Annotated in this window: 14 protein-coding genes; 7 read left to right on the top strand and 7 right to left on the bottom strand. The window is 63.4% G+C overall.

Going from position 1 to position 19,504, the window contains the following annotated elements:
• Window positions 1-35: 35 nt before the first annotated feature.
• From traI to BM193_RS20475, 7 genes are all read left to right on the top strand, one after another.
• The gene (gene traI, locus BM193_RS20510; protein WP_092800392.1) at window positions 36-2,264 is read left to right on the top strand and encodes a TraI/MobA(P) family conjugative relaxase; all 2,229 of its coding nucleotides are present in this window, start codon (window positions 36-38) and stop codon (window positions 2,262-2,264) included.
• Window positions 2,261-4,171: a type IV secretory system conjugative DNA transfer family protein gene (locus tag BM193_RS20505; RefSeq protein ID WP_092800395.1), complete on the top strand. Its 1,911-nt coding sequence runs from the start codon at window positions 2,261-2,263 to the stop codon at window positions 4,169-4,171. Before traI ends, BM193_RS20505 begins: the two co-directional genes overlap by 4 nt.
• Window positions 4,168-4,704, top strand: coding sequence for a conjugative transfer signal peptidase TraF (gene traF, locus BM193_RS20500; RefSeq protein WP_092800398.1), 537 nt, complete (start codon window positions 4,168-4,170; stop codon window positions 4,702-4,704). The genes BM193_RS20505 and traF overlap by 4 nt, the downstream gene beginning before the upstream one ends.
• Window positions 4,705-4,743: 39 nt before the next feature.
• Entirely contained in the window at window positions 4,744-5,016 is a 273-nt protein-coding gene (locus BM193_RS20495) for a hypothetical protein (RefSeq protein WP_092800401.1), read from the top strand.
• On the top strand, window positions 4,988-8,230 hold the full coding sequence (locus BM193_RS20485) for a zincin-like metallopeptidase domain-containing protein (protein ID WP_254786339.1): 3,243 nt from the start codon (window positions 4,988-4,990) through the stop codon (window positions 8,228-8,230). The genes BM193_RS20495 and BM193_RS20485 overlap by 29 nt, the downstream gene beginning before the upstream one ends.
• Before the next feature lie 69 nt (window positions 8,231-8,299).
• Window positions 8,300-8,665, top strand: a complete 366-nt coding sequence (locus BM193_RS20480) for a hypothetical protein (protein ID WP_092800405.1) — start codon at window positions 8,300-8,302, stop codon at window positions 8,663-8,665.
• Between the two features lie 539 nt (window positions 8,666-9,204).
• On the top strand, window positions 9,205-13,512 hold the full coding sequence (locus BM193_RS20475; RefSeq protein ID WP_139176266.1) for a protein NO VEIN domain-containing protein: 4,308 nt from the start codon (window positions 9,205-9,207) through the stop codon (window positions 13,510-13,512).
• A 125-nt stretch (window positions 13,513-13,637) separates the two neighbouring features.
• On the opposite strand, the gene BM193_RS20470 is transcribed toward BM193_RS20475, so the two are convergent.
• From BM193_RS20470 to trbG, 7 genes are all read right to left on the bottom strand, one after another.
• Window positions 13,638-14,084 carry a lysozyme family protein gene (locus tag BM193_RS20470; RefSeq protein ID WP_092800411.1) on the bottom strand — a complete coding sequence of 149 codons (447 nt, stop codon included), beginning with the start codon at window positions 14,082-14,084 and terminating at the stop codon, window positions 13,638-13,640.
• Between the two features lie 35 nt (window positions 14,085-14,119).
• A complete protein-coding gene (trbL, locus tag BM193_RS20465; RefSeq protein WP_254786338.1) occupies window positions 14,120-15,772 on the bottom strand; it encodes a P-type conjugative transfer protein TrbL in 1,653 nt (550 codons plus the stop codon).
• 5 nt (window positions 15,773-15,777) lie between these two features.
• Window positions 15,778-15,987, bottom strand: a complete 210-nt coding sequence (gene trbK, locus BM193_RS20460; RefSeq protein ID WP_092800414.1) for an entry exclusion lipoprotein TrbK — start codon at window positions 15,985-15,987, stop codon at window positions 15,778-15,780.
• Between the two features lie 10 nt (window positions 15,988-15,997).
• A complete protein-coding gene (gene trbJ, locus BM193_RS20455; protein ID WP_092800417.1) occupies window positions 15,998-16,759 on the bottom strand; it encodes a P-type conjugative transfer protein TrbJ in 762 nt (253 codons plus the stop codon).
• 18 nt (window positions 16,760-16,777) lie between these two features.
• Window positions 16,778-18,130, bottom strand: a complete 1,353-nt coding sequence (locus BM193_RS20450) for a TrbI/VirB10 family protein (RefSeq protein ID WP_092800419.1) — start codon at window positions 18,128-18,130, stop codon at window positions 16,778-16,780.
• Window positions 18,127-18,540: a conjugal transfer protein TrbH gene (locus BM193_RS20445; RefSeq protein WP_175533367.1), complete on the bottom strand. Its 414-nt coding sequence runs from the start codon at window positions 18,538-18,540 to the stop codon at window positions 18,127-18,129. Before BM193_RS20445 ends, BM193_RS20450 begins: the two co-directional genes overlap by 4 nt.
• Before the next feature lie 79 nt (window positions 18,541-18,619).
• Window positions 18,620-19,495 carry a P-type conjugative transfer protein TrbG gene (gene trbG / locus BM193_RS20440; RefSeq protein ID WP_092800555.1) on the bottom strand — a complete coding sequence of 292 codons (876 nt, stop codon included), beginning with the start codon at window positions 19,493-19,495 and terminating at the stop codon, window positions 18,620-18,622.
• Window positions 19,496-19,504 lie beyond the last annotated feature (9 nt).

Here is a 19,504-nt window from a genome sequence, read left to right as displayed (position 1 = left end):
TCAACGGCAGTCGCAGCCCGGCAGGGGAGAGCAGCATGATTGCCAAGCATGTTCCCATGAAGGTCGCGCGGAAAAGCGGCTTTGCCAGCCTGCTGGCCTACCTGGCCGATGCGCAGGCCAAGCGGGAACGCGTCGGCAGCGTGACGGTCACGAATTGCCAGTCGGACCAGCCCGCAGTGGCCGTCACCGAGATCCTCAACACGCAGGCGCAGAACCAGCGCGCGCTATCGGACAAGACCTATCACCTGATCCTCAGTTTTCCGGCCGGCGAAGAACCGCCCCCGGCCGTGCTGCAGGCCGTGGAAGCGCGCATCTGCCACGGGCTGGGCTATGGGGTGCACCAGCGCATCAGCGTCGTGCACCACGATACGGACAACCTGCACGTGCATATCGCCATCAACAAGATCCATCCCACCCGCTACACGATCCACCAGCCTTACCGCGACCATGCCACGCTGGGCCAGCTGTGCGCGGCGCTGGAAGACGAGTTCGGCTTGCAGCGCGACAACCACCAGGCGCGGCAAACGGGGGCCGCCAGCCGCGCCATGGACATGGAACGCCACGCCGGCATCGAGAGCCTGCTGGGACTGGTGCGCCGCGCATGCCATGCGCAGATGCGGGAAGCGGCCTCGTGGCAGGAATTGCATGGCGTGTTGCTTGCACAAGGGCTGGTGCTGCGCGAACGCGGCAACGGCCTGGTGATCCTGGCCAGCGACGGCACGGCCGTGAAGGCCAGCTCCGTGCACCGCGACTGTTCCAGGGCGCGCCTGGAAGCGCGGCTTGGGCCATACACTCCCGGGCCGGCCGGGACAGGCGGCCATCCCAGCCAGGCGAGCCAAACCCGCCAGCCGCTGCGCCTGCGCGTGGACACTGCCGCGCTGTATGCGCTCTACCAGGAACAGCAGCAGGAAGCCGTCCAGGTGCGCGCTGGAGCCTTGGCGGGCGCGCGCGCGCAGCACAAGCGCCTGATTGCCGAGGCGAAGCGCCGGGGCAGGCTCAAGCGGGCTGCCATCCGCATGCTTGCCTGCGGCCCGTTTGCCAAACGCATCCTGCATGCGGCAGCCGCGAAGACGCTCATGGCGGACATCGAACGCATCAACGGCGGCTACCTTGCGGAGCGCCGCGTCATCCGCAGCCAGCACGGCCGCCTTGCCTGGGCGGACTGGCTGCGCACCCGTGCCGGGGCTGGCGACGCCCAGGCGCTGGTTGCCCTGCGCGCGCGCGGTGGCCAGCCGGGCCTGGCAGGCAATACGCTGGCCGGCAGCCCGCTGGCAAGTGAGACAAGCGGGCCGCAGGCGCCTGGCGGCTTGCGGCAGGACAGCGTCACCAAGCATGGCACGCTCATCTATTGCGCTGGCGCGACCACGATCCGCGACGACGGGCATAAGCTGAAAATCACGCGCGGCGCCACGCAGGCGGGCCTGCAGTTGGCGCTGGACATGGCGGTATCGCGCTATGGCAGTTGCCTGCATGTCGCTGGCAGCGCCGCGTTCCAGGACCAGGTCATCCAGGCGGCGGCTGCCGCGCACCTGGCGGTCACGTTCGACGACGCCGTGCTGGAGCGGCGCCGGCAGGACTTGTTGCGTGCCGGTGGCACGAAGGAGAGGCAGGATGAACAGGCAAGGCAACCGCGCCGGGGCGGACAGTCCGGTGAAGGCGCAGCGCGACGCGCTGCTGGAGCAGGCGCTGGAGTCGCTGGAGCGCGCGCCGCCACCGCGGCCGGCGAGCCCCGCGCCGGACCCCGGCGCGGTACCCACTACCAGTCTGACCCTGGCGGGGTTGGAGGCCATCCGCCGCCCGCAGCCAGGAACCGTCTGCGAAAGCTGTCCCAACTCGGTATGGTTCGCATCGGCAGTGGAACTGAAGTGCTATTGCCGCGTGATGTACCTGGTCACGTGGAGCAGCAAGGAGCCGCAGCAGATCAGCGCGTGCGACGGCATGTTCCTGGGCGGGGAGGCGTAGCGGACAGGCGGGATACGGGCTCGGCGGCAGTGGATGCCTTCCTCCTTGAGCAGGAACAAACAAGGCCGCGATTGTCCGATATACCGAAATTTGAACGATATGATGGTGTCAAGGGGCCGGCTGTCTTTGCCGGGCTGCGCGAGGCGGGCGGCCAGGTGCTGGCGCTGCTGGAGCGGGGCGCGGCAACGATGGTCCTGCCGGTGGGCGGCGCAGCAGCAAGGCGCTTGCGCAAGCTGGCCCCCGGTGATGCCGTCACCGTGACGCTTGACGGCGTCATCAAGACGAAAGGACGGACCAGATGAAAGACAGGTTCAATAATGCCGTCGGTCCCCAGGTGCGCAGCGCGCGGCGGGGCGCCCGCAAGGCCATCCCGGCGCTGGCCGCGCTCACCCTCGTTGGCGGCTTCCAGGCGGCCACCCAGTTCTTTGCCCATGCATTCCACTACCAGAGCGCGCTGGGCTGGCATGCCAGCCAGGTCTATCCGCCATGGGCCATCGTCGGCTGGGCGGCCAGGTGGCGCGGCCAGTATCCGGATGCGCTGATGCAGGCGGGCAGCGTGGGCGTCAGCGTCGCGGGCATCGGCCTGATAGGGCTGCTGGTGGCCAGGATGATTTCGGTGAATTCGGCCCGCGCCAGCGAGTACCTGCACGGCTCGGCGCGCTGGGCAAACATTACGGACATCCGCGCCGCCGGCCTGCTGCCCGCGACGCGCTCGCTGTGGCAGCTGCTGGCCGGAAGGGCGCAGCCGGCCAGCGCCGGCGTGTATGTGGGGGCCTGGCTGGACCGGGCGGGCAGGCAGCACTACCTGCGCCACGACGGGCCGGAACACGTGCTGACGTACGCGCCCACGCGCTCCGGCAAGGGTGTCGGCCTGGTGGTGCCGACCCTGCTCGCGTGGCCGCACAGCGCCGTCATCACCGACCTGAAGAGCGAGCTGTGGGCGCTGACCTCGGGCTGGCGCCAGAAGCATGCGGGGAACAGGGTGCTGTACTTCGAGCCGGCTGCCGCCAAGGGCAGCGTGTGCTGGAATGCGCTCGACGAGATCCGCCTCGATACGGAGCACGAGGTGGGCGACGTGCAGAATCTCGCCACCCTGATCGTCGACCCGGACGGCAAGGGGCTGGAGACGCACTGGCAAAAGACCAGCCAGGCGCTGATCGTCGGCGTGATCCTGCATGCGCTGTACAAGGCGCGCGCCGAAGGCACGACGGCCACCCTGTCCGTGGTCGACGCCATGATGGCGGACCCGAACCGCGGCATCGGCGAGCTGTGGATGGAAATGATCACCTACAGCCATGCGGATGGCCGCAATCATCCGGTGGTGGGTTCGGCCGCGCGCGACATGCTCGACCGGCCCGAGGAGGAAGCCGGTTCCGTGCTGTCGACGGCCAAGTCCTACCTGTCGCTGTACCGCGACCCGATCGTCGCGCGCAATGTGAGCCGCTCGGAATTCCGCATCCGCGACCTGATGCACCACGACAGCCCCGTGAGCCTGTACATTGTCACGCAGCCGACGGACAAGGCGCGCCTGCGCCCGCTGGTACGCGTGCTGGTCAACATGATCGTGCGCCAGTTGGCCGACCGCATCAGCTTCGAGAACGGGCGTCCCGTGGCGCGCTACCGGCACCGGCTGCTGATGATGCTCGACGAGTTTCCCAGCCTGGGCAAGCTGGACATCATGCAGGAGTCGCTGGGCTTCCTGGCGGGCTACGGCATCAAGTGCTACCTGATCTGCCAGGACATCAACCAGCTCAAGAGCCGCGAAACAGGCTATGGTCCCGACGAAAGCATCACGTCGAGCTGCCATATCCAGAATGCCTATCCGCCGAACCGCCTTGAGACGGCCGAGCACCTTTCCAAGCTGACGGGCCAGACCACGGTGGCGAAGGAGCAGGTCACGACGAGCGGGCGCCGCACCAGCGCCTTGCTGGCCCAGGTGTCGCGCACCATCCAGGAGACGCAGCGCCCGCTGCTCACGCCGGACGAGTGCCTGCGCATGCCCGGCCCCGTCAAGTCGGCCAGCGGCGACATCGAGAAGGCTGGCGACATGGTCGTCTACGTGGCCGGTTATCCGGCGATCTACGGCCGCCAGCCGCTGTACTTCCAGGATGCGGTCTTCCAGGCGCGCGCCGCGATCCCCGCGCCCACGAAAAGCGACAGGCTGCACCACGCGCACCGTCCTGCGGACGGGGAGGGCATACGGCTATGAACCGGACATGCGTGAAACTCGGCGCCTGGAGCGCCTCGCTGGGAACCGCGCTGCTGGTGCTGGGCGTGGCAGCCCACCTGGCTGGCGCGCGCATCAACAGCAGCCATAGCATTCCGCGCGGCTTGTACTGGACCAGTCCGGCCCCGGTGGCACCCGGGCGCTACGTGATGTTCTGTCCGCCCCAGCTGGGGGTGTTCGAGGAGGCGCGCCAGCGCGGCTACATCGGCGCGGGTTTCTGTCCCGGCGGCTATGGCTACATGATGAAGAAAGTGCTTGGCGCGGGCAATGACGCTATCAGCGTGGCGCCGGACGGCGTGCGTGTCAACGGGCGCCTGCTGGCGCACAGCGCGCCGCTGGCCGCTGACGGCAATGGCCGTCCCATGGCGAGCTTCCAGGCCGACCAATACATCCTCAGCGAATTCCAGCTGCTGCTGATGGCGGACGCCAATCCCCGGTCTTTCGACGCGCGCTACTTCGGCCCCGTCCAGCGCATGCAGGTCCGCACGGTGATCGTCCCGGTGCTGACCTGGTAGCACGTCCGATTTTCAACCACGTAGAAGAGGAGGAAACCGATGAAGAATGCACGAGACAGGCAGACCGGTGGCGCGATGGCCGATGAACAGGCCATGGCAGCCGTCCTGCGCGAGAAGCTGGGCGACGCCGCCATACCTGGCAGCCGGGCCGAGTTCGCGCCGGATGAAGCCGAACAGGCCGGCTCCTTTGCCGAGGATGCCGTGGATGAACACGATGCGGCGGCAGGCGTCATTGACCTGGCCGATGCCAGCGCGCCGCTGCCCCTGACAGGGAGCACGAACCATGAACGACCTGCCCAAGTCACTGATTGAAACGATCGCCGAGAAGCTGGTGGCGCAGCTCAGGGAAGGCACGGCGCCCTGGCAGAAGCCGTGGCAGCCGGATGAGCCGGGAGCATTCCTGCCATTCAATCCCACCACGGGCAAGCGCTACAAGGGCATCAATGCCTTGCACCTGATGAGCGAAGGCCATGCGGACCAGCGCTGGATGACCTACAAGCAGGCTGCTTCCGCCGGTGCGCAGGTGCGCCAGGGCGAGAAGGGCACGCCCATCCAGTACTGGAAATTTAGCGAGGAGCAGGGCCAGACGGATGCCGACGGCAAGCCGGTGCTGGGCAGCGACGGCCGCCAGGCGCGGCAGTCCGTCCCCCTGGAGCGGCCGCAGATGTTTTTTTCTACGGTGTTCAACGCGTCGCAGATCGACGGCCTGGCGCCGCTGGCGCCAAGGCCTCCTGCTGCCTGGGCGCCGGCCGAGCGGGCGGAGAGGATACTGCAGGCATCGGGCGCCACCATCGAGCATGGCGGGCCCGAGGGCCGCGACAGCGCCTTCTACCGGCCGTCGACCGATACCATCCACCTGCCGGGCAAGGAGCAGTTCCCCACGGCGGACAATTACTATGCGACGGCGCTGCATGAACTCGGGCACTGGACCGGGCATGCCAGCCGGCTGGGCCGCGACCTTGGCCATCCCTTCGGCAGCGAGGAATATGCGCGGGAAGAGCTGCGTGCGGAAATCGCCAGCATGCTGCTGGGCGACGAGCTGGGCATCGGCCACGATCCCGGCCAGCACGCGGCCTATGTAGGATCATGGATACGCGCGCTGCAGTCCGATCCGCTGGAGATTTTCCGCGCCGCGTCCGGTGCCGAGAAGATCCAGGCCTACGTGCTGGGGCTGGAACAGGTGCAGACGCTGGGGCAGGCTGCGTCGCCGCAGCGGGCGCCTGTTGCAGCGGATGCTGCGCCGTTCATAGTCCGGGAACGGGTGGGCGGCAAGGACCTGTTTTCGCAGTCCTTCGGCACGCTGGACAAAGCGGCACGCTGCTACGTGGGGAAGTCGCAGGCCGCTAACCGCAGCATGGAGGCGGCGGACGGGCGGGAGCTCGCTGGCGTCGTGTGGGGGCCGGACGGCGATTTCGCATGCGAGCGCTTTGCATCGCCGGAAGTGGAGCAGGCCGTGGCAGCGGCCCAGGAACAGCACTGGCAGGGGTTCGACGCCGCCAAGGTGGAGAAGCGCGCGGAACAGGAGGAAGGGGAGGCTATCGTGAAGGCTGAAATGGACAATGCGGGCGACAGCGAGGTGGCCCTGGCGCGGCTGCAGGTAGTGCGCGGTGGCGGCAGCGAGGCCGGCGCCATTCTGGACGCAGCCGCGATGCGGCATTTGGGCTTTACCTTGCCGCACGACTGGAACGGCCGCGTGATGGTGCAGGGCATGGCCACTGGCGAGGTGGATGGGGAGCAGCAGGAAGCATCGGCCGAGCAGCTTGGTCTCAGGCCGGAATTCTGGAGCGTCTATGCGCAGCAGCGCGACGGCCGCCACCAGTGGCTGGCCGACTGCGGCACCCAACGCGAAGCAGCGCAGTTGGCGGGCAGGCTGGCGCTGATCGACGCGCACTCCGAAACGGACGAACGCGAGAAGGCCGTGAAACTGGCCCGCCTGCATGAAGAGCGGGTACGGCGCGACCCCGCCAGCGCTGCGGAAGACCTGGTTGCGGCCCGCGAAGCGCGCAAGAGCGCGGAACTGGCCGCCGTCACCGGCAGCGCGGACCTGCTGCGCCGGGTGGCGCAGCTTGAACAGGGCAGCGGCCAGGCCGCACCGGGCACCGGCATACTGCTTGCCGTGCCGTTCAGGGAAAAGGACGAAGCCAAGGCCCTGGGCGCGCGGTGGGACAGGGCGGCGCAATCGTGGATGGTGCCGCCCGGTGGCGATCCCGCCGTGTTCGGAAAGTGGCACCGGAAAACTGCAGCGGAGGGTGCTGGCGGACAGGAGCCGCGTGACGGCGCGCCAGCCGCACCGCGCCAGCCACGCCAGTACCTGGCCGTGCCTTACGGCGAACGCAAGCTGGCCAAGGCGGCCGGCGCGGCCTGGGACAAGGTGGGGAAGTCCTGGTATGCGGGATCGAAGGCGAACATGGCGCGGCTGGCGCGCTGGATGCCCGGCAAGGCAGGACTCCAGCAGGGGCCCGCCATGACGGTGCAGGAAGAGTTTGCCGATGCGCTGCGCAGCCTGCGCTGCGTGGTGAGCGGCGAGCACCCCGTGATGGATGGACAGAAGCACCGGATCACCGTGGAAGGGGAAAAGCACAGCGAGCATTCCGGCTCCGGCTTTTATGTCGCCCACCTCGATGGCCTTCCGGCAGGCCATATCAAGAACAACAAGACGGGCGAGGCGATGGACTGGAAATACAAGGGCTACGCGCTGGACCCGGCACAGAAAGCCCGGCTGCAGGCCGAAGCGGCCACCAGGCTGCAGGAACGCCAGGCCGCCCAGGCGCAGCTGCAGGAGGCAGCGGCGAGCCGCGTCGTGCGGCAGATGGCCAGCCTGCTGCCGATGGCGGAAGCGACGCCGTACCTGGTGTCGAAAGGGCTGCAGCCCACCCCGGGCATATTCACCGACAAGGCAGGCAAGACCAGCTACATTCCCGCCACCGACGCCGACGGCAAGCAGTGGAGCATGCAGTACATCGGCGAGGATGGCAGCAAGCGCTTCGCGCGCGACAGCCGCAAGACGGGCTGCTTCCACGCTGTCGGCGGCCTGGAGGCGCTGGCCCGGGCGCCTGCGCTGGTCATCGCGGAAGGCTATGCGACCGCCGCAAGCCTGTCAAAGTCGGTTGGCTTCGCCACGGTAGCCGCTTTTGATTCCGGCAACCTGCCGGTGGTAGCGAAGGCGCTGCACGGCCGTTTCCCGGGCAAGCCGGTGATCATCGCCGGGGACAACGACCAGCACCTGGAAGCTACGCAGGGCATCAATCCCGGCAAGGCCAAGGCGCAGGAAGCGGCCCGCCTGACTGGCGGCCGCGTGCTGCTGCCCATTTTTGCCCCGGGCGAGCAGGCGGCCGATCCGAAGGGGTACACCGACTTCAATGACTTGACCAGCAAGAGCCGGCTGGGCATGGAAGGCCTGGACCGGCAGGTGCGTCCGGCCGTGCAGTCTGAAATTGAAAGCAGGCAGGCCAATGCCAACCGGGATACATTGTCGCTCGCGCGCGAACCGCTGCAGCGCCGGCTGGCCAGGTCGGGATCGCAGTGACTGCATGCGGCGTGGCGGCCCGCGCCGAGGGTAGTAGCAAACAGGAAACGATGGAAAGGAGGTCCGAAAATGCATGCCTTGCCGATCAAGGCCGCGCCGCTGGTTCTGCATGCAGGCGGAGCGCGCAGCCATCCTGAGCTGCCGCTGTTCGACGACGGCGATCAGGAGTCATGGGACAACTGGCTGCGAGCGCATCGTCTGGAGGTGATGCGGGTGTGGATGGAGGATGATGCCCGGGCTGTGGATGGTTACCGGAGGTTCTTGGCCGGAGATCTTGCTGGGGCATTGTCTGCATGGCAGCCATGCAGGCCGGATGGTGACCAAGCCTGGTTTCTTCTTGCTGTTTTTGATGGAGGGGAAGGGCCGTGCGCCTATTTTGTGCGGAGGGTGGCGCATTTTTTGATGTTGTTGACACCCAGGGAGTGCCGTCGTTAGATAGCGCTGCGTTGATAAATGCCTTCTCTGGGAAATTGTAGGCTTATATGAGTTAATGACTTCTAAAGGTACTTTTCTGATGACTGAAGCCACGCTTTGCGTACAGCCAGATTTTTGCATATTCTACAAATATTTGACTCTGAATAATATTAATATGCGTTGCCGATTCAAATAGCGGGAGCAACCTATATGATTAAACTTTGGCTGTCGCTGCTGCGACGACGCTATCGATTTAATTGTTGATTGGCACGGTCGGTACGCGTCAAGAGAGTTGTCGCATAGATCTATCTTAGAATGCGTCGATTTTGTCCTTTCCTCAGCAGGTCATACGGCGCGGCGCTGGTCAAGTTTGGACGGCGGCTTGAGCCCAAACCTCATCGGCCACCTATCACGCGCATGGTGGCCGTTTCCAGCGCAACGGATGGCGCTCCCGCGCTTGTGCGTAGACCTCCCACCGCTGCCTCAGAATGGCGTCGGCAACGCCCCTGCGGCGTCATTGCGGGAGTGCAGCTTACGCGTTACGATGCTGTAATTATTCTATGGATACGGTGCAGATTTTGGACAAGAAATTGGAAACTGAGGAATTAGAAAGGCCAGCAGGAACGACTAAGACCCCACCGCCAAGCCGGTCCATAGGAATTCGTGAAAAGGTCCGTATCCTGCCCTCTTCAATCAAAGAGCCCTACTATGTGCCGCCCGACTTCACTGGCAGTCGGCGAACCAGGATCGGGTCCAGTTTCATTGAGCAGTTCGTCGCGGGACACGATGCGAGTGACGTACTGAGGGAGCTCGTCCAGAACGAATATGATGGTGGCGGTGAGACGTTGACGCTCACTTTCGGAAGCCGCTCGCTTGAGATAGCTGGCAAAGGTCGAAACATTGACCGCAACGGATGGGAACGGCTTTCGGTGATCGTAGGTACCGGTAATGTAATGGGCAGCCAGCAAACAGAGGTGGTGACGCCGAAAGAAAACGGAATTGGTTCGAAGAACTTCGGCCTTCGTTCACTCTTTCGCTTTGGTGATGAAATCCATGTGCGTTCTGGTGGGCAGGTCGCGTTGCTTGATCTTCAGACTCAAGAAACCGGACGTGAACGAGACCAGGCCTGGATGGGTGAAAACGGAGTTCGCATTAACGTGCCTTATCGGCAAGAATCGACCGAGAGGCTTGAGGCCTTTTCTGTCGAGCGCGAGGAACATGCCTTCGATTTAATGGCAGCGAGAATGCCGGACACACTGGTTAAGCTCGCACTTAGTGGTAAGAGACGAGGCCTGCGCGAGGTCAATATTCGCTCAGTCCGTACCGGAAGGATGCTGCGCTGGAGGCAGGAAGCGAAGTCCGAACGCTGTCGTGCCACGGGCGTGACTATGGTAGTGCGGAGCGGAAGACTTATCGACGATAAGGGCAAGGGGCCGGCGTTCCAAGAGGAGGAATTCTCGCGTTCGCTCGAGATCCCGGCTGAACATGCAGGTCGTCGTTTCCCAGCGTATTACAAACTGCCAGGCGGAAGATTGAAGATAGCTGTCTCCATCCCGATTGCGCGCAAGCGGATCGATCTAGGTAAACAGGGTCACTTCTACTACCCATTGAAGGCGCCGTCCTCGCTCACCGGCTGCGTCGTTAGCATCAGTGCACCATTCGAACTTAATACCGATCGCAGCGGACTCAATGACCTCGTTTGGAACGACTGGCTCATTGATCAGGCCGTCGAGCTTACGATCGATCTGCTCAAGGTAGAATGGTTTAGTCGGTATGGTGCAGATGCTTTCAAGGCTCTGGTTAGAAACGGTGTTGCTAGTCCGGATCGGTTCTTCAGCAAAATCGCCGAACGGCTTGCGAATGACGCTTGCTGGCCCACGGGAGCACGAAGTAAGGTCCAGTTCGCCCGTGCGAACGAGATCGTGCTTCCCGCAGCAGTGGAGTATTCGGAATTTCTCGGTGCTGCGCGTTATCTGGATCCATTGCTTGCCAGCGACAAAGCAACCTGTGATCTAGTCACAGCCTACGGCGCTAAGCGTTTCACTATCTCGTCGTTGGTTCGGCTGCGATGCGCGGACAATACAGCGGATGCTCTAAAGACCAAGCTCGGTGATGACGCCAATTTCTGTTTCACGAATTACAGAGATGCAATTGCCGCGATAGACATGCAGAAGCGTCAAGCCGCTGCGTTGTCGGCCAATCCACGGCAATTGACCAATCAGCATAAAGCGGATCTTGCAAACACCCCGTCAACACTGAGCGCATCCGGCGAGCTCATGCCTGCGGTCCAGCTTATGATTGTGAGCCCCGATTTATGGGTTGACTGTCCCGAGCCGGAGGCTAACAGGCTCCATCCTGAACTCGTTCCCTACCGCGCAATTTCAAGTCATTGCCGGACATTTAACGAGGAGCAGTGGCTGATCGATGCTGCTCAGCGCGCCGCCACGGCCGCTCCGGATGATCGGGAACGCGAAACCCTTTACCGAAAACTCCTCACGCGCGAGGCGCCGATTAGCCGGCGCGCTTTATCAGTGTTGCGCAACAATCCGGTCGTTAAGAACCAGCGTGGGCAGTGGATCGCTCCGGCCGCCATGGTTCACCTTAAGAAACCCCTTGCGCGCCTGCTCGATCCGGCGATCGACGCTCCGTCGAATGAAATGCTTAACGCTTCCGTTTTGGTGGCCCGCTTGCGGATCCGAGATTCGCTAAATGGCTCGGATCTCGTCCGCTACGCCCATACGTTGGAGGCGCTACCAGAGACGGCGGAGCGGTTTGAAAAACTGCTCATCGACAATCTCAAGCTGTTGCTTCCGGCGATTACGGAGGAATTAAGGGGCATCCGCTGTCTGAAGGCCCGCTCGGGCCAGCTCGCTGCCCCGGCCAGACTACACCTGGATACAGTAACTAATCGATTGTGCATAGGTAATAGTAGCCAGATTGTCGGCGGGAATAACGATCTTCTCTACCGTAAGTTGAAACTCAAAGCCGCTCCAGATTCCGAGACCCTTCTCGATATAATCAAACTTCGTCAGGCAGAATCCAGTGCGCCTACTCGACCAGAGCTGCTATATCCGGCCCTAGTGGATGCAATCCGGCGCGAGCGTCGTGCGAAGTCTGAGATCGCCAAGATGCCGATCTGCTGGGTGAAGGATGGCTACTATGCGCCCTCGGATATCCTTGTGGGGCCTCGGACAGCGTCAGCGTTGGCCGAGGCAATCCCGGTCTACTCCTTTTCCGATGAAGTCGGTCGCGCGTATCAGGAGCTTGGCGCGCCAACTCAATCGACAGACGTCCATTGGATCCGTTTTTTCCAACATGTGGGGGCCAATTGGGCCAAGGGAGTTCCACTCGACAACCGACGCCGACACATCCTAATTAATGCTTATAGCGCCCGCGGAAGTTTCGGCTTGCCACAGGGGGTGGAGGATGTTCGTTGCTTGCTGGACGATCAATCGCGGCTCTTCACGCTTAGCGAACTGCGTGCTGGGAAACTCGTAGAATCGGACTTTCATGCGCTAGCAACGGCGCTTCGCAACGTCAATAGCGAGATCGGAGTTGTTGAACGATTCTGTGCTCGTGCATTTTTCGTGCGTCTCGGTATCCTCCCACTGTCTTCGATCGTGGGCAGCAGTGCGCCGGTGCTCGGTCCTTTGGGACGACCGCCGTTCTGGTACAAGGCCAAGCACAGCGAACGCGTCCTCGCCATGCTGCGGAGGTCACTTTTTGCCAGTGCGCTGTATGAGGTTTCCTACCGAAACCGGCATGGCCATTCGGGCTTCGAGCCTTCGAGCCTGGCAACAATCAAAACACGCCTTGCCGCTGTCCGCGAAATTGTCTTCTACCAAAGTATGGAGCGGCGATACAGCGTGGGTTGCGCGAGCGTTCTCGTCCCCGCAGAGGTCGCCGTCAGCGGAGAACGGATCAACGTAATTCCGCCGAAGACTAAGAATGGATTCCAACTGCTGCTCGCTGAAGCGCTTGCTGAAATCGCGGGAGCGACAAGCGTGGCGACGATGCGTAGCATCGCTAACGCCTTCCTACCACTTTTACTCTGCGGAACCTACGAAGAACTCACGGAATATCTCGATCGGATAGGCATTCATCAGGGCCATCACATGGCGACTGGCGAAAACGATGGCACCGAAATCAATGACGATGACGATGATGATAGTGATGACGATGCTGAGGAACTTGCATTACGCCAGGTCTTCGACAATCTGAATACGGGCGGCTCGTCGAAACCGGAGGCGGTCGGCCCGGTAGATCCGGCGCCGCAGCTTCCACCCCATCCCCCTCCTCCGCAGCCACCGCCATTAACTCCACCTTTCGAATTGCCGAATCTTGATGACGTTTCGCTGACCGTCGCATTGAACAAGGGCACGGAGATCGAGCCGCGCGGCCGGTCGGGAGGCGGCGGGGGCGGATCGTCTGGTACCTGGCTTCCACCGACGCCTGCCGAAATGGAGCGCGCTAGTCTCCTGGGTCGGCGCGGAGAAGAGCTCGTCTATCGTATGGAGCTACAGAGAGTGCGCGATATGGGCTATGCCGAGCCAGAACGCTACGTCATTTGGACATCCCGTGATGAACCGGGTGCAGACTACGACATTCGCTCGATCGACACCAACGGGCGACCGCGTTGGATCGAAGTAAAGTCGACTACGGGCGTCGAGGGACGGTTTGACTGGCCGAGAAAGGAGTTTGAGAAGGCATTACGGGAGCGTGATCACTACGAATTATGGCGTGTCTACCGCGTCGCAAGCCACACACCAATCGCAAAGTGCTTCCCCAATCCAGCGCGCATGGTTGGTACGCGCCAGATCACTCTCGAGCTTGGCATGCTGCGCGCCAGCATCGAGAAGCTCGATTAAATCGCCCCGAGTTTGCTGGATACCCGCGAGCTGTTTAAAATACTTTCGTTGATCCGATTGGATTTCATCGCCCCCCTTCGGGCCGAGAATTCGTTCGGTCATGATCCGTTGGAAGTCCTGGCGATTTACTTGGAAACGGCAAGTGCTACGAAAGGGAGATTGCATTCTAACCAATGTGCCCATTTTTCTCCTTTTTTGATCAGATCAGTCTGATAGATTAAATTGTATTGGACTGTTTGCGAATGGTAGTTGGCCGCTCTGGCCCACAAATCTCCAGTGTCGTACAGCAAGTGCCGCCTCAACCGCCAAGCGGCAAGATCATATGGATAACACCCTTTGGCTGCGACATGAACTGGAGAAATTCCATGCTTCCTTAAGTCACGGAGGTAGACGGAGTTGAACTGCATCGGACCGATGTCGTAGGAGCCATTTTTATTGACATTGATCATCCAAGGCTTTCCACCTTCCTTCTCGGCGATAGCTAGCAGAATATTGGCGGGCACCTGGTATTTGATAGCGGCCGTGATCGAGCACACGATGCGCTCCTGCTGCAGGGGAGGGAGGTCGAGCATGCTGTTTCTCCTTTGTTCAGAATGCGCGTAGGGAGCTATTCGGGCTTGCGGTCGCGGAATGCCGCCACCTCCGCAGCTGGATCTGCGGAAGTGCTGTCTGCTGCGGAGAGACTGCCGTCTTCCATTGCTGATGCCCCGGCATCCAGAGCTCCAATTTGATCTCGGGACCTGATGGCGGCAGCAATCTGGCCGCCGATGGTTTTGCCTACGCGCTCACCGGCCGCCGCAAGACCTTGTTTGACCTTTGCCTTGCCGACATCCCAGCTTCCCTGCGCCAGATTGCCCGCCGCGCCTGCCGCAATCCTGCCCGTTTTCGCCGCCAGCGCTGCTGCGGCGGCCGGGCTGCCCATGCCGGGCGCTGTTTTTGTTGCACGTTGGCCTGTTTTGCTCTCGCTGCCCGCGTTGGCAGGTCCGTTCGCGCTTTGCTGAGTGGACGGCGAGGCGGGAGGCTGCGCTTGCTGTGACCCGCTGCCTATTGGTTGTGTTTCTGCGCTGCCACTTCCAGCCTCCGCATTGCTGCTTGCCGCCTGCGCGGTGTCGCCCATGGCTGCGGCGAGCGCACCGCTGCCGGTGCCTGGATCGGCTCCTGTTCCGCTGCCGCCGCCTCTGCCCGAGGCCATGAAGTCGCGGGTACCGCTTCCTGCGCTTTCTGCAGCATTTGCCTTGGAGACGGCTGCCATCAACGCCTGAACTCCGCCGGCGATGTTCGCCGTACCTGCGACAGCCGCGGCACCGGCGGTTGCTGCGGCCGTCGCGGCCATGGCGGCTGCACCCAGTGCCGTTCCTGCGCCAAAGCCGCTGCCAAGCGCGCCGGTGCCACCGCCCATTGCCAGACCGCCTATTAGCGAGGGAACCTTGTTGACCAGGGCGAGCAGAATGATGGCCACGACCATGATAACGGCAAGTTCTTTCATCTTATAGGCGGCACTGATGTTGGTGTAGAACTCATCCATGAACGACTTTCCTATCCCGACGAGTAGCACCATGGTGAAAAGTTGGGCCCCAATACTCAGCACGGTCTTGTAATAGTTAATCGCCATGTCCGAGGTCCAGCGTGAACCACCAAAGCCGAGAAAGAAGATGCCTGCATACGCCAGTATCCATCCGCTGATCAGGAGCAGCAGCATGTTCACGCCGATTAGCGCCAGAACAATCAGGGTAATCAGGCTGATAGCCACGCCAACTGCGCTGCTGAACGGCGACCAGACGGTCGACTTTGAAAGTACCATGGCAAAAATATCAAAGCCGATATCGACGATTCCTGATGGAGAAAGGATGGTGCTGGAACCATTTGCGTTTGCGGCGATCACGCGCATTGAATCCATGATGGAGGTTGCAAAGGCAGGTCCATTGCGCAGCAGCCACCAGTAGAAGCCAGTGAAAATAGTGAAGCGGGCGAATTCGGCGAAGAACTCGCCAATATCTGCCTTGCGCAGGGCCATCATGCCGAATGTCCACACCATGCTGATGGTGGCCAGGGTCCAGAACAGGCGTGTGGCGTGGGTCGTGATTGTCGCCGACCAAGTGGCGGCAATCGCGGAGTAGCGTGCCAGGACGTTATCCAGCACCCCTGTACTGTCGATTTCGGCCCGTGCGGCGAGGGGAACGAGTACCAGGCATAGTATGAGAAGCCCCCGTAATAAGGCCGTGGTTGCAGGTGCTCTGGTGGCGCCGGCAGTTTTCATCATGCACCTCACCATCCACGTGGCGGACTGGGGCGGAAGCTGTAGCGCCGCACGCATAGGTCTTCGAACTGGTTGCGGTCCTTCCGGTCCTTGATCTTCGCGATGGCCTCCGGTTCGCAGTTCTCAGCCGTCACGGGCGGCAGGGCGTCTGCAGGATCGCCAGGCGTGCAGGCCAACAGCTGGACCAACACGGCGAACAGTATGATTGACTGGCGCATGGCTGTCTCCCTACCAGCCGCGCGCGGGGCTGGGACGATAGGTGTTGCTGAGCACAACCTCGTCTGAGGCGCGCTGCATTGCCTCGCGGTCGGCCAGGCTCTGGTAGCGCGTGGCGATGACGTTTTGCTGGGAAATCAGCAGGCCGCGTATCTGCAGCAGCTGCGTGGCTTGCTGGCTGGCCAGCTGGTTGGCGTAGCCGATGGCCTGCATCTGGCCGCTGGCGCCTTGCGCCGCCGCCTGCAGCTTCATCAGCTGGCGCGCGTCGGCCTCCATGGCGTCCTGCTGGCGGTCGAGCCCCCGGAAGAGGGCGTCGGTCGAGCGCTTCTGCGCATCAGATCCCAGGCGCTGGGCGTCGCTCATCGCATTCCACTCGGCCTGCGTGCAGCCGCGCACCGAGAAGCAGGGTGAACCGCGGTAGTCGCTGGCGCTGCGGTACTTGCGCAGGTAGGCGTCAATGCTGCCCAGGCTACTCTTGTAGTAGCCGAGGGTATCGATTTCCCGCCGCAGCAGGTTCATCGTCTGGCTGGCCTGGTCCCAGATGAAGGCGGGCGGCGCGGCGGTATTTTGCAGCATGTTCTGGTACTGCTGCAGCTGCGTGCGGTACTGCTGGATCTGCTTGAGCGTATGCGCCACGTTTTCCAGGGCGCTTACGCTGTTCTGCGACAGGTTGCTGGCATCAATGACAGGCAGTCCGGCACGTGCTGGCTGCATTGCAATGGGAATGCAGAGCACCATGCCCGCCATGATTTTAGCCGCTAAAGATTTGTCCATGATTGCTGCTCCTTGCCGTCAGTAGTCGAATGCCTTGTAGGGGCGGGAAAAGGTCAGGTCCTTGGTGACGATCACGTTGAAGCGGTAGCCGGGCCGGATCTCCAGCGTCGGCGCGATATTCATGTTCCGGGCGATCAGCTGTGCCGTCACCTGTCCAAGCTGCTGCCCCAGCGCCTCGCTCATGGCGCTGCTGGCGCTCTGGCGCGTGCCCAGGCTGAGCGTTTGCGGCTGGCTCATGGCGATGCCCGCCGTGATGCCCGACATCAGGAAGGCCGAGGAAAACAGGCGGAAGTAATGGTTGTTGACCTGGTCGCGGAAGCCCGCATAGCCGGCGCTGTCCGCGCCGGGCATGCTGCCGATGTCCATGGCCTTGCCATCGGGGAAGACGATGCGCTGCCAGGCGACCAGCACGCGCGACTGGCCGTAGGCGATGTCGCTGGAGTACTGGCCCACCAGGCGCGAACCCTGCGGGATCAGCCGCCATTTGCCCGTCGCGGTGTCGAACACGTCCTGGCTAACCTGGGCGACGATCTGGCCCGGCAGGTCGGAATTGACGCCGGAAATGAGGACGGCCGGGACGATGAAGCCGGCGCGCAGCTCGTATGGCGAGCGGGGCGCTTCTGCACGGGAGTCGAGACGCCAGCGGTCGCCCTGGCCCTGTACGTCGAACTGGTGGTAGTCCTTGCCACCCGCCGCCGGTTCGGCTGGCGGCACGGGCCTGGTCGCGGTGTCGCCCAGGCTTGCCGCCTGCAGCTGCTGCAGCCGGGCCAGGTAGGCTGCGGCAGGGTTGTCGCGGCCCTGCGCATCGGCCTGCTGCTGCAGCGCCGCCATTTGCGTCAGGGCTTCCTCTCTGCTGAGCGGGACGCCGCCAGGCGCTGAACCCGCGCTGCGCGGGGCAGCGGCCTGCACCGTGGTGCGCGAGCGGACCGCTTCGTCGAGCTGGCGCAGCTTGTCCATGCGGCTGCGCTCGCGTTCCTCCATGCCGCGCTGCTCTTCCAGCGGCAGCGCGCCGCCCGGCGGCCGCGGTGGTGCTTCGAGGTCATCGGGGCGCGCCACGATGATGGCGCCGGGCGGGGGTATCTCTGGCATTGGCGGGGCCGTGGACTTGGCGGGCGCAACGAAACCGTCCTTTTCGCTGCCCGCGATCTCGCTGGCGAACATGCTGGTGCTGCCTGCCTTGGCTTCCAGCTGGTCAGCCGGGCGGTTCTGCTGCGCCGAGCGGTCCCAGGCTGCCAGGGCCATTACCAGCAGGAAAATACCCATGGCGCCGCCAACCAGGTAGACGGGCAGGTTGTTGACCCTGCGCACGCCGGATTTCCTGCGGACGCTGCCGGGCGAGGCATCCGGCGACATGTCTTCATCGCCGCTCATGGCGCAGCCTCTCTGCGTATCCACACGCTGGCCGGCCGCGCCGCGCCGCCTTGTAGCAGGTAGGCGCGCGTTAGTGATTCGCCGCCCGCATACAGGGTCAGGCGAATTAGATCTGGCTCGGCAGCCATGTCCAGCACGTAGCGCAGCGCGGTGGCGCCGGCTGCCGATGGCAGCGGCGGTGCGGCGTCCGGCGGCTGGTTGCTGAACTCCCCGATGGCGTAGCCCTGCGACCGCAGCCGCTCCAGCAGTTCCCTGCCGAAGCCGTCCTGCGCCGCGTGCTGCAGCGCAAAGCGCGTGCGGGCAGGCGGATAACTGGCGATGAGCCGCGTGGCAGCGTCGGCGGCGATGCCGTTTTCCTGCGCTGGCACCGGCGCGGCCAGCAGGTTGCCGTAGGCGGGCGCGTCAGCCATGCGGTTTGCGGCGCAGCCCGCAAGGCAGGCCAGCAGGAGGTGTGTAAAAATCAGGCGTCCAAGCATCAGGGCGTGCATGCTATTTCTCCCGCGTGATGGTGATCTTGTCCTGCGTGCGGCCGGCACCGGCTATCAGGATGGCCTTGTCGAACACCGTGTCGACGATGTAGCGGTCGCCCTGCAGCCGGTAGTTCACCATGGCGGTTTCATCTTCGCTGAACAGGCCTCCGTCCTTGCGCACCACCAGCAGGGTGGGAGCTTCCGTTTGCGCCATCGCCTGCGGCATCTGGATGATGGTCTTGCTGCCGTTGTTGTACACGCGCACGGGTTTCCAGGGGGCCGACCCCGTCACGGCATAGGCGAAACTGAGGTCACCCAGATACTCGCCGGTCTGCGCGATGGTGCGTTCCTGCTTTTCCCTGGTATCGCGGGTCTTGATGGCGTCCCACTTGGCGGCTGCGTCTTCGGCATAGGTGAAGGCGATGCGCGGCATGAACTCGCTGCGGTGCGAGCGCAGGCGGAAGTGGTAGGTACGCCTGCTGGTGGTGACGATCAGCGAGGTTTCCAGCCCCACGTCGAGAGGCTTGATGATGAGGTGCTGGACTTCTGCGGGGCCGCTGCCCGTGATGGCCGGTTCTACAGTCCAGCGCGCCGTGTCGCCGAGGTGGATGGAATTGACCTGTTCACCCGCCTGCAGCTCGATATCGCATACCTGCAGCACGGCGCACACGATGCCGGGCTGCTGCGCACCAAACAGGAAGCGGATTGCGCCGTCTTCCCCCGGGACGGGCTGCATGCCGGTGCCGCTGCCGGTGCGCCAGCGCTGCGCGATGGCGATCGCATCTTTTTCCTGCCTGGTCAGTACCAGGTCCTTGCCCGAGAAATAGCTGTCGGCGACGCTCTTGCTGTCTGGCGCGGCCTGGGCCGCAGCCTGGACGGCGGCGAGTGCCAGCATCAGCAGAAA

Source organism: Janthinobacterium sp. 344, from assembly GCF_900112025.1.
Taxonomy (GTDB): domain Bacteria; phylum Pseudomonadota; class Gammaproteobacteria; order Burkholderiales; family Burkholderiaceae_D; genus Janthinobacterium.
The sequence above is the reverse complement of the archived record's forward strand: the minus strand, read 5'-3'. Positions and strand labels throughout refer to the sequence as shown.

Excerpts from the sequence above, each read along its gene's own strand:
- traI (WP_092800392.1), top strand. The coding sequence starts at position 36 with ATGATTGCCAAGCATGTTCCCATGAAGGTCGCGCGGAAAAGCGGCTTT.
- BM193_RS20505 (WP_092800395.1), top strand. The coding sequence starts at position 2,261 with ATGAAAGACAGGTTCAATAATGCCGTCGGTCCCCAGGTGCGCAGCGCG.
- traF (WP_092800398.1), top strand. The coding sequence starts at position 4,168 with ATGAACCGGACATGCGTGAAACTCGGCGCCTGGAGCGCCTCGCTGGGA.
- BM193_RS20495 (WP_092800401.1), top strand. The coding sequence starts at position 4,744 with ATGAAGAATGCACGAGACAGGCAGACCGGTGGCGCGATGGCCGATGAA.
- BM193_RS20485 (WP_254786339.1), top strand. The coding sequence starts at position 4,988 with ATGAACGACCTGCCCAAGTCACTGATTGAAACGATCGCCGAGAAGCTG.
- BM193_RS20480 (WP_092800405.1), top strand. The coding sequence starts at position 8,300 with ATGCATGCCTTGCCGATCAAGGCCGCGCCGCTGGTTCTGCATGCAGGC.
- BM193_RS20475 (WP_139176266.1), top strand. The coding sequence starts at position 9,205 with ATGGATACGGTGCAGATTTTGGACAAGAAATTGGAAACTGAGGAATTA.
- BM193_RS20470 (WP_092800411.1), bottom strand. The coding sequence starts at position 14,084 with ATGCTCGACCTCCCTCCCCTGCAGCAGGAGCGCATCGTGTGCTCGATC.
- trbL (WP_254786338.1), bottom strand. The coding sequence starts at position 15,772 with ATGATGAAAACTGCCGGCGCCACCAGAGCACCTGCAACCACGGCCTTA.
- trbK (WP_092800414.1), bottom strand. The coding sequence starts at position 15,987 with ATGCGCCAGTCAATCATACTGTTCGCCGTGTTGGTCCAGCTGTTGGCC.
- trbJ (WP_092800417.1), bottom strand. The coding sequence starts at position 16,759 with ATGGACAAATCTTTAGCGGCTAAAATCATGGCGGGCATGGTGCTCTGC.
- BM193_RS20450 (WP_092800419.1), bottom strand. The coding sequence starts at position 18,130 with ATGAGCGGCGATGAAGACATGTCGCCGGATGCCTCGCCCGGCAGCGTC.
- BM193_RS20445 (WP_175533367.1), bottom strand. The coding sequence starts at position 18,540 with ATGGCTGACGCGCCCGCCTACGGCAACCTGCTGGCCGCGCCGGTGCCA.
- trbG (WP_092800555.1), bottom strand. The coding sequence starts at position 19,495 with ATGCTGGCACTCGCCGCCGTCCAGGCTGCGGCCCAGGCCGCGCCAGAC.